The sequence below is a fragment of the Mesorhizobium sp. M0207 genome, from assembly GCF_040321995.1.
Lineage (GTDB): Bacteria > Pseudomonadota > Alphaproteobacteria > Rhizobiales > Rhizobiaceae > Mesorhizobium.
The window spans coordinates 53244-65656 of the sequence record NZ_JAMYSQ010000006.1 but is presented as its reverse complement, the minus strand read 5'-3'; the positions used below and the strand labels follow the sequence as shown (position 1 = coordinate 65656).

15 protein-coding genes and 1 tRNA gene are annotated in these 12413 nt (G+C 62.1%); 7 read left to right on the top strand and 9 right to left on the bottom strand.

From position 1 onward, the window contains the following. Positions 1 to 68: 68 nt before the first annotated feature. From NKJ15_RS11455 to NKJ15_RS11445, 3 genes are all read left to right on the top strand, one after another. Positions 69 to 1046, top strand: coding sequence for a DUF3592 domain-containing protein (locus tag NKJ15_RS11455; protein WP_352539588.1), 978 nt, complete (start codon positions 69 to 71; stop codon positions 1044 to 1046). A gap of 494 nt (positions 1047 to 1540) precedes the next feature. Continuing rightward, entirely contained in the window at positions 1541 to 2062 is a 522-nt protein-coding gene (locus NKJ15_RS11450; RefSeq protein ID WP_352539589.1) for a hypothetical protein, read from the top strand. Then, positions 2055 to 2678 (top strand): hypothetical protein, encoded by a 624-nt coding sequence (locus NKJ15_RS11445; RefSeq protein WP_352815351.1) that lies wholly within the window; start codon positions 2055 to 2057, stop codon positions 2676 to 2678. The genes NKJ15_RS11450 and NKJ15_RS11445 overlap by 8 nt, the downstream gene beginning before the upstream one ends. A 10-nt stretch (positions 2679 to 2688) precedes the next feature. On the opposite strand, the gene NKJ15_RS11440 is transcribed toward NKJ15_RS11445, so the two are convergent. From NKJ15_RS11440 to NKJ15_RS11430, 3 genes are all read right to left on the bottom strand, one after another. After that, complete coding sequence (locus tag NKJ15_RS11440) at positions 2689 to 2973, bottom strand: PilZ domain-containing protein (protein ID WP_352470452.1); 285 nt, start codon at positions 2971 to 2973, stop codon at positions 2689 to 2691. Positions 2974 to 3148: 175 nt separating this feature from the next. Then, a complete protein-coding gene (locus NKJ15_RS11435) occupies positions 3149 to 3733 on the bottom strand; it encodes a BA14K family protein (RefSeq protein ID WP_352539591.1) in 585 nt (194 codons plus the stop codon). A gap of 49 nt (positions 3734 to 3782) precedes the next feature. Then, complete coding sequence (locus NKJ15_RS11430; protein WP_352470206.1) at positions 3783 to 3920, bottom strand: hypothetical protein; 138 nt, start codon at positions 3918 to 3920, stop codon at positions 3783 to 3785. Between NKJ15_RS11430 and NKJ15_RS11425 the strand changes: the two genes are divergently transcribed. Together NKJ15_RS11425 and NKJ15_RS11420 are read left to right on the top strand one after the other, a co-directional pair. Then, complete coding sequence (locus tag NKJ15_RS11425; protein ID WP_352539592.1) at positions 3919 to 5031, top strand: endonuclease/exonuclease/phosphatase family protein; 1113 nt, start codon at positions 3919 to 3921, stop codon at positions 5029 to 5031. The two genes, NKJ15_RS11430 and NKJ15_RS11425, sit on opposite strands and share 2 nt — an antisense overlap. A gap of 7 nt (positions 5032 to 5038) precedes the next feature. After that, positions 5039 to 5767, top strand: coding sequence for a hypothetical protein (locus NKJ15_RS11420; RefSeq protein WP_352539593.1), 729 nt, complete (start codon positions 5039 to 5041; stop codon positions 5765 to 5767). Here NKJ15_RS11420 and NKJ15_RS11415 read toward each other — a convergent pair. The 4 genes from NKJ15_RS11415 to NKJ15_RS11400 all read right to left on the bottom strand — a co-directional run bounded on the left by NKJ15_RS11415 (position 5764) and on the right by NKJ15_RS11400 (position 9343). Beyond that, positions 5764 to 6006, bottom strand: coding sequence for a hypothetical protein (locus NKJ15_RS11415; protein ID WP_023720771.1), 243 nt, complete (start codon positions 6004 to 6006; stop codon positions 5764 to 5766). The two genes, NKJ15_RS11420 and NKJ15_RS11415, sit on opposite strands and share 4 nt — an antisense overlap. Before the next feature lie 114 nt (positions 6007 to 6120). Continuing rightward, the gene (locus NKJ15_RS11410; protein WP_352815349.1) at positions 6121 to 7338 is read right to left on the bottom strand and encodes an ABC transporter permease; all 1218 of its coding nucleotides are present in this window, start codon (positions 7336 to 7338) and stop codon (positions 6121 to 6123) included. Between the two features lie 2 nt (positions 7339 to 7340). After that, entirely contained in the window at positions 7341 to 8048 is a 708-nt protein-coding gene (locus NKJ15_RS11405) for an ABC transporter ATP-binding protein (protein WP_352815347.1), read from the bottom strand. A gap of 2 nt (positions 8049 to 8050) precedes the next feature. Then, positions 8051 to 9343 carry an efflux RND transporter periplasmic adaptor subunit gene (locus NKJ15_RS11400; RefSeq protein ID WP_352815345.1) on the bottom strand — a complete coding sequence of 431 codons (1293 nt, stop codon included), beginning with the start codon at positions 9341 to 9343 and terminating at the stop codon, positions 8051 to 8053. A 111-nt stretch (positions 9344 to 9454) separates the two neighbouring features. Here NKJ15_RS11400 and NKJ15_RS11395 point away from each other — a divergent pair, with 111 nt between their 5' ends. Next, entirely contained in the window at positions 9455 to 10360 is a 906-nt protein-coding gene (locus tag NKJ15_RS11395; protein ID WP_352681705.1) for a PhzF family phenazine biosynthesis protein, read from the top strand. Between the two features lie 105 nt (positions 10361 to 10465). Then, positions 10466 to 10541 (top strand) — tRNA-Lys (locus tag NKJ15_RS11390). A gap of 178 nt (positions 10542 to 10719) precedes the next feature. Here NKJ15_RS11390 and NKJ15_RS11385 read toward each other — a convergent pair. Then, the gene (locus tag NKJ15_RS11385; protein WP_352815344.1) at positions 10720 to 11433 is read right to left on the bottom strand and encodes a hypothetical protein; all 714 of its coding nucleotides are present in this window, start codon (positions 11431 to 11433) and stop codon (positions 10720 to 10722) included. Continuing rightward, entirely contained in the window at positions 11387 to 12397 is a 1011-nt protein-coding gene (cobT, locus tag NKJ15_RS11380) for a nicotinate-nucleotide--dimethylbenzimidazole phosphoribosyltransferase (protein ID WP_352815343.1), read from the bottom strand. Before cobT ends, NKJ15_RS11385 begins: the two co-directional genes overlap by 47 nt. Positions 12398 to 12413 lie beyond the last annotated feature (16 nt).

Sequence of the window (12413 nt, the reverse complement as noted above, 5' to 3'; positions counted from 1 at the left end):
GCGCACTATCCTCATCACCGTGATATGCCTGTGCGGGGCATGGCACAAAAGTGCCAAGGGGGTGAGAGTTGGAACTCAAATTTCTGTTGATCGGGTTTGCCTGCGCGGTTGCCGGCATGCTCTCCCTCGTCACCTTGCTGAAATGGTGGGAGGTGAGGGCGGTCAGCCGCTGGTCTCCGACGCCGGGAAAAATCATCTCGTCGCGGGTCGAGGCCCGCGAGGTGACCAGTTCGGGATCCGGTTCGGACAGCAGAGGGTCGACCGAAATCCGCAACTTCCCGGCAATCACCTTCGAATACAAGGTGAACGGCAAGACATTTCGCAGTTCGCACTACAGCGTGCAGGAGAACCTTGGAAACTTTGCAGTGGCGGAAACCCTTGCGAAATTTCCAAACGGGGCCGGCGTAACCGTCTTCTACAATCCGGCCGATCCAGCCAAGGCGGTGATCGAACGCACCATGCCCGACGGCTCCTTCAAGTTCATGGTCCAGCTTTCGGCCGGGCTGGTGGTCGGCGCGCTTGTATTGGTCTTCTCCGTCGGCGGCGTCCTCGAAGCGATCCGGCCGTTTTTGCCCAGGCCGCAGAACCTCGGCGCCGCTGCCCTGCTGCTTTTCATGGGATTGTTTGTCCTGCGCATGGGCTTTGCCCAGAAGTCACTTGCGGAACAGGCGGCCAAATGGCCGATCACGGCAGGACGCATCGATGCTTCGGGCCTGCGGAAATTCGAGACCCGCGACAGGTCCGGAGGCGGCTATCGGCCCTGGCGGACAGTCTTCAAATCCCGCGTCGTCTACAGCTATAGCGTCGCCGGCCAGCGCTACGCCGCCGATCGCATCGCGTTCGGCGCAAACGTGACGGCTTCGCTGCCGAGCCTCGTCAGCGGTCGATCGCAGCGCTACCTCCAGGGCGACAAGGTCGAGGTCCACTACGATCCCGACAACCCGGTTGCAGCGGTTCTCGAATGCAGGGTGAGCGGGCTTTGGCTCCTGTGGGTCTGCGCAGTTGGCCTCCTCGGTGGAGCCGCGCTGCTGGTAGGCGTCATCTGAAGCTGCTGTCCTAGGCTGCATATCCAGCGGAAAAAGACGCCTGTCTTCAGCATCTGACAAGAACTCCGCTGTCGAAGCCAGGCCATGTCAATCTCACCGTCGCCCCGTCGACCACAATATGGATGACACGGGAGAACGGCTCTTCGGCCGACGGGTCGGATCCGTAGCATTGGCTGGCCCGAGCCACCCAGCCCGTAGGCGTCTTGAGAAACGATGCGTGTTCGCAGCCGAGAGCAGGGACCGACAGCGCGTCGCGGTACAATGTGTAGACAGTCTGGCGTTGAACATCCGCAACGGCGGTACAGTTCGATCTGTCCCCGGACCATGTGCCCACATAGGGTTCCGTGGCAAAGGCGCTGCCGCACGTAAATGTTAAGATCGAAATGAGCATCAAGAGATTTCGCATCATCGATTCTTTCTTTTCGACGCGGCCTTGGGCCATGCTAAAGCATCGATGCTCAAACTTCACAATGATGCTGCTCCAAGGGACTTAAATGATCATCCGCAAAGCAGCAGCTATTTTTCTGAGCATGCTGAGCCTGTTGCAAGCAGCGAACGCAACAGAATGTTCGCTCAGCCATGCGACCTATCGCGAGCCGCGTTCGGGAGCGACGATACAGTTCCGGCCAACCAACAACGAGCCGGCCGCGCTGACGACCGAGGTCTTTTCGTTGATCGTGCCCAACACCGACATTCGTCTGCCGTCGGACATTACCTGGACCAATGGCAAGTACTCCTTTCCTGTGGGCACGATCCGGCACACCTGCACCGACGACGATCGTGAGGCTGGTCTCGAGGACGGCACCGGGCTGTGCAGAGTGTGGGATGGGCAGGTCTATGCGTTCAATGCAGGCGGTGCCGAGCAGTTGAATTCCCGCGAAGCCTCGCCGGCACCGGCAGGGTTGCTGTTGCCTGACTTCGGCGCGATTTTTACCGAATGGCCCGATTTCGCCAATGCCAATCCCGATGGTTCAGCCTGGGATGCCTTTACCTTGTCGGGTTGCAGCGATGAATAGCAAGAGACTGCCGGCCTGCATCTGCGCCCTGCCGGTCCTTGTTGCCATGGCAACCGGCGCTCGCGCCGACCAAGGCAAGCCGTCGCGTCCGCCTGTCGACAAATGCACCTGGGAACGGCTGGCGGACAGGGATGTCGGGCTGGCTGCCTGGGTGCGGCGTTGCGATTTCGGTCTTCGCCGGATTCATTTCGAGCTTGGCGGCAATGCTCTTGCCATCAAATACAGCGACGGCGGGCCGGCCGATCCTGTCGTCGAAGTCTTCGATATGCTGCCTGGCGAGGCCGCCGATGCTGCGTTGCAGCGCATTTTTACGGAGAAGACCGAGAAAGCCATCAGCACACGTTGCGTGCTCATGCCTTACACCGAAGGGGCGACGCCCGCGCGCATCCTCCGGTATGTTTTCAGTCCCAATGCCGCCTATCGTGAGGAATTGAAGACCGTCGCCAACCCTGACGAGGTCGGCGTACCGCCTTGCGGCGAATGGGGCGAAGCCCCGGACGGCATTCAGTATTTCGAGGTGCAATCACCCGAACTGCGAAAGCTTCTATTCGTTCGCGTCGGCCAGGATGAGCCGCTGTTTGACGAGCAGACACTGCGAGTCCTGCCACCCGGATAGCGCCGGGATCTCAGCCGTAGTGCCAACTGGGCTTTGGTTCGGTACCGGTGAACATCACGCCGATACGATCCTCGCGGCGCCAGCGGACCACGGCCTTGTAGGCAATGCCGTCGGTCGGAACATAGAGCAGGAACTCATCGGGCACGCGCGCGTCGATCGAGACCTTCAATTCGGCGCCGCCGGCGTGCATGTTGCGCAGCGTGCATGTGACCTCGGAATTGCTCACGCCGGTCAGGATCGTCGCGCCCTTCAAGACGCGCTGCCGGTGTTTGTCCCTCTGTTCGTCCTCGGCCATCGCACGCAATCCAGCCATTTTTCGCGTCTCGGGCGTTCTGATCGGGAGGATTATTAGACCTGCCTGATAAAAATAGCGTTATCAGCAGTCGGGACTGGGCGATGTTCGCGGTCCCTGGCTGGAAGAAAAAGGCGCCGCGAAGCACGGCGCCGAATGATGCTTGTTGTCGGCCTGCTTACCTATAGGGCGAGTAGCATTGCTGGCGCGGCCCGTAATAGGGCTGGAAGGTGTTGTCCCAGGCGCGGTACGACCGGTAGCGATTGTAACACCATTGGACATGTGCACTGGAAAGCCGCCCTGCGCGATAATAGCGGCGCGGTGGCGGCGCGTCGTAGTAGTTGTAGCTGTTGTACAGGCTGCCAAGGCCGAGGCCCAGGCCCAAGCCAAGAATCGCGGCACCCGCACCATCATCATAGTAGCCGCCGCGGTAATGGCGGCGATGGTGGCGCCAGCGCCAGCTGTCGTCCCAGCCGCCATTGTCCCAGTGTCTCGAAAAATGACGGCCGCGGAAATTGTGGGACCGCCATCTCCAATCGTCGCCGCCGTGCCATTGCCGAAAGCCGCGATTGCGCCAACGCCAGATCTGCCTGTCATTGCCGCCTGCCCAATCTTCACGAATTTGCACGATGTCGGCAGCGTTGCCCGCCACCGGCAGCAGGGGTTTGGGCATCGGCCCGGCAAGCGACGGGGCCGAGAGGCTGGCGATCAGACCGAGGGCCATCAGCCCGGATCTGACGGAAGATAAAAAGAGCGGTTTCATCGCACTCTCCGAAATTCAGGCCCCACGCCCAGAAACCTCGGGGAAGGGCCTATTGATGGAACTTTCCATCTGAACGGAAGATGAACAAAAAGGTTCCGTCAACCATGGCGAGCGCGCGATCAATCAGAGCCGCCTGGTTTCTGCGCCCTTGTTTTCGGGCGCGCTTGCGGGCAAAGCTCAAAGCCATGTCGCTGCGCCTTGCCACCTTCAACGTCGAAAACCTAATGAACAGGTTTGATTATTCCGGATACCGCAATCAGCTCAACGAAGATCGCACACTGGCGCTTTTCGACATCCAGAGCGAGGCCGAATACAAGATGCTCGAGCAGGCGCGGGCGATCGCGCAGTCCGACGACACGCGCCAGTTGACGGCGCTGGCGATCGCGGCCACCCGCGCCGACATCATCTGCATGCAGGAAGTCGACAATATCGAGGCGCTGAGGGCCTTCGAATATGGCTATCTGTTCAAGATGGTGGGGCAAGGCTACCGGCAGAAATACACCACCGCCGGCAATGATTCGCGCGGCATCGACGTCGCCGTGATGATGCGCAACGAGACCGCGCAGGGCCAGCCAATCGAATTCGTGCGCATGACTAGCTACGCCTATGTCACGTTCGAGCAATTCGGCCTGCACACGGCGGAATTGGCAGCGCTTGGTCACCAGGCCAATGAACGCATCTTCCGACGCGACTGCCTGGAAATCGATCTGACGGTCGCTGGCGCGCCGTTGACGCTGTATCTCGTGCATTTCAAGTCGATGGGCTCACCCCGTAACGGCCTCGACGGCCGCGAGGCGACAATGCCGCTGCGCATCGCCGAGGCGCAAGCGGTGCGCCGGATCATCGAGGAGCGCTTCGGTAAGGATAATGCCGCCGACAAGCGCTGGGCAATCTGCGGCGACATGAACGACTACCGGCAGCGCGTGAAGATCACTGGCGATGTTTTCGACGGCCATCGCTTCGAGGTGATCGACGAGACCCGGTCCTGCATCGACGTGCTCACTGCCGGCGGTTTTTGCGAAAACACGGTCGAGCGGCGGCCGGAAATGGACCGCTGGACTTTCTATCACACGCGCGGACCGGAAGAGCGGCATCTCTGCCAGCTCGACTACATCCTTTTGTCGAGGGCGCTAGCCAGGCAGAACGCCACCGCCGTTCCCGATATCATCCGTAGCGGGCAGCCTTGGCGCACCATATTTCCGGCGGGCCAGGAGGTCGAGCGCTTCCCACGCGCCGGGTGGGACCGGCCGAAGGCATCCGACCATTGCCCAGTAGCAATTGCCCTCGACATGGTGTGAGACAGGCGTGAGTTTCGATTTGCCGCGCAACGTCATCCTGCCGGTCGATGCCATCGACGTCAGGCTCGATTCCGGCCCGCATCCGTTCGAGCGCGATCATGCCGACGCGATCGCGGCGAACTGGCGGCGTGAGACCGCGGCCAAGCCGGCGCTTTTCGACGGCACCGTGGTGCTGCTTTCCGCTCTCAGCTATCGCGACAATCGCCTAGTCGGCCGTTGCCATGCGGTGCGTTATTCGACCTTCATGCTTTGGCGCAGCAATCGACAGGTGCCTGGCGCCGAACATGCCTACGCGCACGCCATGCTGGTCGCCGGCGACAACGCGTTGGTGGCGATCCGTATGGCACCGCATACGGTCAATGCCGGGCGCGTCTACTTCGCCGCCGGTTCGTTCGAGCCAACCGATTTCCGCGACGGCATTGTTGACGTCGACTTCAACATGATCCGCGAGGTACTGGAGGAAACCGGGCTCGATCTATCAGGTGCGACACGCGGCAGGCGCCATTACGCCCTGTCGACGGCAACCGGCACGGTGATCTTTCGCCGCTACCGCGAGACGGCCTCCGCCGACGACCTCGCACAGCGGATCAGTGCATTCGTCGCCGCCGAATCAGAGCCTGAAATCGAAGGCCCTGTAATCATCCGCAATGCCGCCGATCTGCCGGACGGGCTGATGCCGCATATGAGACCGCTGATCGAATGGCACTTTGCGAGCGAGCAAGGTTTCCAACTCTAACGCCGTAGCCTACCTTCAATAGCCTTGCGGTCGTTGCGGGCGGCAACAAAATACAACAGCACGCCGAGACCCAGGAGCGCCCCCATCGCTGTTCCCATCGTCTGCCCAATTACCTGCTGGAAGTCAGCGGTGACGCGATCGGGATTCTCCATCCCATAAAGGATCAAATTCCACCAAAGCCCTGCCAAGGCGGCTTCGACGATCACAATCGCCAGAGCCAGTCGCGCTTTCTTGCTCATCCATTGTTCCCCCCTTAGTCCCCAACAGCATTGTTATCATTGCAGAATGTGCTGCGACAAGGGCAGGTTGCATAAAAAATTGGCAGCGTCTGGAGGCGACACTTGCTGCAATGCCTATTCATGCCTCAGCGCGTCGATCGGGTTAAGCCGCGCGCCGCGCAGCGCCGGGAAGAAGCCGAACACCATGCCGATCAGCGCGGAAAAGCCGACAGCAAGCAGGATGACCGCCGGGCTTGGCGCAAACGGGATCGTCAGCGTCAGCGAGGCGAGGCCGGCAAGGGCCAGGCCGATCAGGATGCCGATGATGCCGCCAAGCAGCGACAGCACGGTTGCCTCGACTAGGAACTGGATGAGGATGTGCTTTTCGTGGGCGCCGATGGCGAGCCTGATGCCGATCTCGCGCGTGCGCTCGGTTACCGACACCAGCATGATGTTCATAATGCCGATGCCGCCGACGAGCAGGCTGACGCCGGCGACGGCACCGAGCATGCCAGTCATGGTGGTGGTCGCGCTGGCCATGGCATCGGCGATCTGGGTCATGTCGCGGATCGAGAAATCATCGTCGCGGTCGGGCGTGATGCGGCGTGTGTCGCGCAAGATGTCCTCGACGCGCTGCTGCAGCACCGTGGTTGGCGTACGGTCGTCGGCGGCGACATAGATCGAATCGATGTCGCGATTGCCGGCAATGCGACGCTGATAGGCGGCGAGCGGCATCAGCACGACATTGTCCTGGTCCTGGCCGAAACCGGTATAGCCCTTCGGTTCGAGCAAGCCGATGATCTTGCAGGAAGTGCGGTTGACGCGGATGATCTCGCCTTCAGGGTCGCCGGCGCCGAAGAACTGCTGGCGCACCGTCTCGCCGATGAGGCAGACGCCGGTGCCCGAGCGGGTTTCCGAATCGCTGAACGGGCGGCCCGAAACCAGCTTCCAGTCGCGGGCATCGAGATAGACGCTGTCGGTTCCGGTGACGCCCGAGGTCAGGCTTTCGGTGCCGAAAATGACGCGCACCTGCTTTTGCGACGCCGGCGAGATGGCACGCGCGCCGTCCAGATGCGCGACAAGCGCTGCGAGATCTTTGTCGCCCAGCGGTCGGACGACCTGATCGAGCCCTCCAGGTCCGCCAGGCCCGGCCGGACGGCCGGAACGGATGACGAGCAGATTGCTGCCGAGCTTGGAAATGTCGGATTTGACCTTCTCGGTGGTGCCCGAGCCGATGGTCAGCATGGCGATGACGGCGGCGACGCCGATGACGATGCCGAGCAGCGTCAGGAACGAGCGCAGCACGTTGCGGCGGATGGAGCGGAGCGAGAGGCGAACGGTTTCCCAGATCATGGCTAGGCCATCTCGAGATTGGCTGTGTCCAAGGCGACATGGCCATCGAGGAAACGGATCGTGCGCTGCGCATAGCCGGCAACATCGGCTTCGTGCGTGACCATGGCGATAGTCAGCCCGAGCTCGCTGTTCAGCTGCGTCAGGAGTTCCATGATCTCGTGCGTGCGTGCGGTGTCGAGATTGCCGGTCGGCTCGTCGGCAACGAGCAGCGTCGGCCTGGTGACGATGGCGCGGGCGATCGCCACGCGCTGCTGCTGGCCGCCGGACAGCTCGGCTGGCGTATGATGCTCGCGGCCGACAAGGCCGACCTCGGCAAGCGCCTGCATGGCAAGGCCGCGACGCTCGCGGGCACCAACGCCGCGGTAGATCAGCGGCAGTTCGACATTCTCCGCCGCCGTGGTGCGCGGCAAGAGGTTGTAGCCTTGGAAGACGAAGCCGACATAGAGGTTGCGCAGTACGGCGCGGCGATTGCGATCGAGACGGCCGGCGTCGATGCCTTCGAAGCTGTAGGTCCCAGCGGTCGGCGTGTCGAGGTAGCCAATGATGTTCATGGCCGTAGATTTGCCCGAACCGGACGGGCCCATGATGGCGACGAATTCGCCGCGCCTGATGGCAAGGTCGACGCCGGCCAGCGCATGCACCCGGGCTTCGCCCTGGCCATAGCTTTTCCAGACCTTGTCGAAGCCGATGAGGGTCGCGCCCGATGCCACGATCAGCTCCGCTGCTGCGAGGCGATAATGACTTGCGCGCCTTCCTCCAGGCCGGAAACGATCTCGGTCAGTTCGCCATCTGTCGAGCCGACCCTGACGTTGACCGGATGCGGCCGGCCATTCTCCAGCACGTAGAGCGTGCGCGAGCCGTCGTTGGGCTTCGTCGCCGCCTGGCGCTGGCGGTTGCCGCCGGGGCGTCCCATGCGGCCGGTGAACACGTCGGTGAGGCTCCAGCCGCGCTCCGCCGTCTGCGCCGGCCGGTAGCGGAAGGCGATCGATGGCACGGTGAGCACGTTCTTGGCCTGCTTGGTGACGACCGAGACGGTGGCTGTCATGCCGGGCCGCAACAGAAGCTCGCTATTGTCGACGTCGAGCCTTGCATCATAGGTAACGACACCGTCGGTGGTGACCGAGGCATAGGAAATGTCGCGGATTTCGGCGTCGAATGGCCGTTCGGGGAACGCGTCAACGGTGAAGCGCGCATGCTGGCCGGGTTTGACGGCGCCGATATCGGCCTCGTCGACCGCAGCCTTCAATTCCATGTTCTTCAAATCCGCAGCGATGACGAACAGCACCGGCGCCTGCAGCGAAGAGGCGACCGTCTGGCCGGGGTCGACCGAGCGCGTCAGTATGATGCCGTCGATCGGAGCGTAGATGGTACTCTTGGCAAGATCCGTCTGTTGCGCCTTGAGATCGGCATTGGCCATGGCGAGGTTGGCTTTGGCGATATCAAGCGCCGCCTTCGAGCGGTCGCGGGTGGCGGTTGCCGCTTCAAGCGACTGGTCCGTCGCCATGCCGCGCTTGGTCAATTGTGCCGCGCGCACCAGCGCCTTTTCGTTTTCAGCAAGCGTCACGGTGGCGTCCTCGACGCTCGCCGCCGCTGCCTTGGCGGAGGCCTGGGCGCGCTCGATCTGCACCTCCAGCTTTGCGGTGTCGAGCGCGGCCAGCACATCGCCCTTCTTCACCAGCTGGTTCTCGTTGACCGAAACCGAGCGGACGACGCCGGAGAGTTCGCTGGAAATATCGACCTGGGTGAGAGGCTGCAGCGTGCCGGTAGCCGAAACGGCGACGGTAAGGTCGGCCATGGCGGCCAGTGTCGTGGTATACTCGATCTTGGCGGGCGAGCCCGCATACCACTGGTAGCCGACGACACTCGCGGCGACGGCAAGCAGTGCGAACACTGCGTAACCCCAACCGCGACGGCGTTTTGTCTTCAGGCCCTGGTGGTCGAGCCCGAGCGCCGTCTCGATGGCGGAAGCGGATTCCGTCTTTGGCAGATTGACAATCTGGTCCACGCCGGACCCCTATGTTCAGTGATATCCCATCGGTGCACAAATCAGGCCTTATGGTTCAAAATTCAAATTAAATTTCGCTCATGTTTGGAATGAGGCAGAGGACTTACTGAGATGCAGCCGCGGAATTACTTGCTTTACGACGTATTCACCACCAACCGGCTGGCCGGCAATCCGCTGGCCGTGGTGCTCGACTGTGATGGGCTGGACGTTGCGACGATGCAGGCGGTGGCGCGCGAGTTCAACCTGTCCGAAACCGTCTTCGTGCTGCCGCCGGACAACCCGAAGCACCGGGCCCGCATCCGTATCTTCACGCCCGATTATGAAATGCCGTTCGCCGGCCACCCAACCGTCGGCTCGGCGATAGCGCTCGCCGAAATTGCGGGAGAGGCCGCCGGCATCTTCGTGCTCGAGGAGAATATTGGCCCGGTGCGCTGCGCTGTCAGCAAGCACGACGGTTCGACCTTTGCCGAGTTCGACCTGGCGAAACTGCCGGCGCAGCTGGCATTGTCGGCCGATCCCGAGGCGATCGGCGCGGCCCTTGGCCTTGGGCCGCACGAGATCGGCTTCGAGAACCACCGCGTTTCGTTCTGGTCGGCGGGCGTGCCCTACGTGACCATCCCCGTCGCCAATCTGGAGGCGGCCGCCCGGATCAGGCTGGACAACCAGGCCTGGTCGGAGCTCGCACCACGCAAGAGCGAATGGGCCTTCGCCAGCCCCTATGTCTATTGCCGCGAGACGGTGCATCACGACAGCGCCTTCCATGTCCGCATGATGGTGCCCGGCAATCCGTCCTACGAAGACCCGGCGACCGGCTCAGCGGCGGCCGCCTTCGCCGGCGCGATCATGCATTTCGACGGCCCGACGGACGGCGTTTCACAACTGTGGATCGAGCAGGGGCTGGAGATGGGCCGGCCTTCGCGCATTCGCCTCGAACTGAATGTCGAAGGCGGCAAACTGGCGGCCGCCCGCATCGGCGGCCATGCGGTGAAGGTGGCTGAAGGCAGGCTTTTTGTTTGACGGGCGCGGCACTTCGGCGATTTGTCGGGAAATGAATCCCACGGGGCTGGACATGGCGGATATCGGCGGCTATATGCCCGCCAACGCCGGTTTTGCCGGCCGAGTGGGTGCGTAGCTCAGTTGGTAGAGCAGCTGACTCTTAATCAGCGGGTCCACAGTTCAATCCTGTGCGCACCCACCAAATTTTTCAGAAAATTGGTGGAAAGACCTAGAAAGCGGGATGTTTCGCCGCTATCGGGTGGCCGCATTTATGCAGCCGCTATTGGATAGTCGGCCGCAGACAGCTGAGGATCGCCCGCACTATGGCCAAGACGCCGTCGACGGCATCGAAGTTTGTCCTGCTTTTACCGACGGTCCATTTAAGGTCGGGTGCTTCGGGCAAACGGAGGTTCCTGACAGACAAAACAGCCTGAAAGCATAAAGAGGTCTAGATGTCTCGGATCGCCTTCAGAATAGTAAGGAAATTGGAAGAACAACCTTATGGGACCACCATATGCCAGCTTGAAGGTCATCGAGAATCTAATTTCGTGACCAAATCTATCTTCGATAATTCCGCTAAAACTAAGGTCTCGGGCATCGTAGTGATGCCATTGCGTCGATAATCCCAAAGAATCCCAAGCCCTGGGGGTATGCGCTTTCGGTTCTTTGCGATTGGGGAATTTTGCCTCTTCAGGATCGTAGGGAAGCGGTGGATCGATGTAGTCTGTCTCGGTTCGCCAATCTTCCGCGGCGCTGCGAAGATCTTCAAAAATCTGAACGATTCTCGGGTCTGTCTGCTCGCCAGAAAAGATTGAGATTCGCCATTGAGAAATCATCTCGCATAGCTCTTCGACCGTATGGCCCGATCGCTCTGCCCAATCCTCGGTGGCGAGTATCCACGGCGAATTGTATTTCAGCCCGGCAAAGGCGCCGCTCTTGCTGTCGAAATCTCTGATGATCCGAGCAAGAATATCGCGAAGCCCCTGTTTGGGTCTCCGAAGATCTGTGAGCGTTTGTTCATCAACGCGATCCGCGCTTGGCTCCGCCTTACTTCTCCGACACGCCGGCCTCGGCGAAGCTTGCCATGCGGGCATGGCATTCGAGCGCCGAGCGGACGATGTTGACCGCCAGGCAAGCGCCGGAGCCTTCGCCGAGACGCATGCCGAGATCAAGCAGCGGCGGCAGACCGAGCGCTTCGAGCAGGCGGCGGTGGCCGGACTCGGCCGAGACATGAGCGGCCATGGTGTGGGCAAGGCCGGCAGGATGCAGCCCGGCCAAGGGTGCCGCGGCGGCGGTGCAGACGAAGCCGTCGAGCAGCACCGGCACGCCGAGATGGCGCGCCGCCAGTGTAGCGCCCAAGATCGCCGCAAGCTCGCGGCCGCCGAGGGCTGCCGCTACCTTCAGGGGATCGGCCAGCGCCGGGGCGTGGCGCTTCAGGCCGGCCTCGATGGCGACGATCTTGCGCACGAGGCCGGCGTCGTCGACGCCGGTGCCACGCCCTGTCCATCGCTCCGCGCCACCGCCGAACAGCGCGGTCGAGATGGCCGCCGCCGGCGTGGTGTTGCCGATGCCCATTTCGCCGAAACATACAAGGTCGAAATCCCTGCTGATCGCGTCGTAGCCTGCCGAGACGGCGGCGAGGAAGGCTTCGTCTTCCATCGCCGGCTCTTGCGTGAAGTCGCCGGTCGGACGGTCGAGGTCGAGCGGGATGACGTCCAGCTCCGCGCCGGCGATGCGGGCAAGCTGGTTGATGGCGGCGCCGCCGCCGGCGAAATTCGCTACCATCTGCACGGTGACCTCCGACGGGAAGGCCGACACGCCTTGCGCGGTGACGCCGTGGTTGCCGGCAAAGACGAAAACCTTGACGCGGTCGAGCTTTGGTATGTCGCGGCCCTGCCAGCGCGCCAGCCAGGCGGCTACTGTCTCCAGCCGGCCGAGGCTGCCTTGCGGCTTGGTCAGCGTGTCCTGGCGGCGGGCGACGGCATTGGCCGCGGCGTCGCTGCCAATGGGCAGGTCGAGGCAGGCGGCGCGCAGTTCATCGAGCGATTTGAAAGGCATGGGGGCAAAATCTCCG

Coding starts and splice junctions, on each gene's coding strand:
- NKJ15_RS11445 (WP_352815351.1), top strand. CDS start 2,055: ATGAATAGCAAGAGACTGCCGGCCTGCATCTGCGCCCTGCCGGTCCTT.
- NKJ15_RS11385 (WP_352815344.1), bottom strand. CDS start 11,433: ATGCCCGCATGGCAAGCTTCGCCGAGGCCGGCGTGTCGGAGAAGTAAG.
- NKJ15_RS11415 (WP_023720771.1), bottom strand. CDS start 6,006: ATGAGCAAGAAAGCGCGACTGGCTCTGGCGATTGTGATCGTCGAAGCC.
- NKJ15_RS11410 (WP_352815349.1), bottom strand. CDS start 7,338: ATGATCTGGGAAACCGTTCGCCTCTCGCTCCGCTCCATCCGCCGCAAC.
- NKJ15_RS11425 (WP_352539592.1), top strand. CDS start 3,919: ATGTCGCTGCGCCTTGCCACCTTCAACGTCGAAAACCTAATGAACAGG.
- cobT (WP_352815343.1), bottom strand. CDS start 12,397: ATGCCTTTCAAATCGCTCGATGAACTGCGCGCCGCCTGCCTCGACCTG.
- NKJ15_RS11440 (WP_352470452.1), bottom strand. CDS start 2,973: ATGGCCGAGGACGAACAGAGGGACAAACACCGGCAGCGCGTCTTGAAG.
- NKJ15_RS11395 (WP_352681705.1), top strand. CDS start 9,455: ATGCAGCCGCGGAATTACTTGCTTTACGACGTATTCACCACCAACCGG.
- NKJ15_RS11430 (WP_352470206.1), bottom strand. CDS start 3,920: ATGGCTTTGAGCTTTGCCCGCAAGCGCGCCCGAAAACAAGGGCGCAGA.
- NKJ15_RS11450 (WP_352539589.1), top strand. CDS start 1,541: ATGATCATCCGCAAAGCAGCAGCTATTTTTCTGAGCATGCTGAGCCTG.
- NKJ15_RS11435 (WP_352539591.1), bottom strand. CDS start 3,733: ATGAAACCGCTCTTTTTATCTTCCGTCAGATCCGGGCTGATGGCCCTC.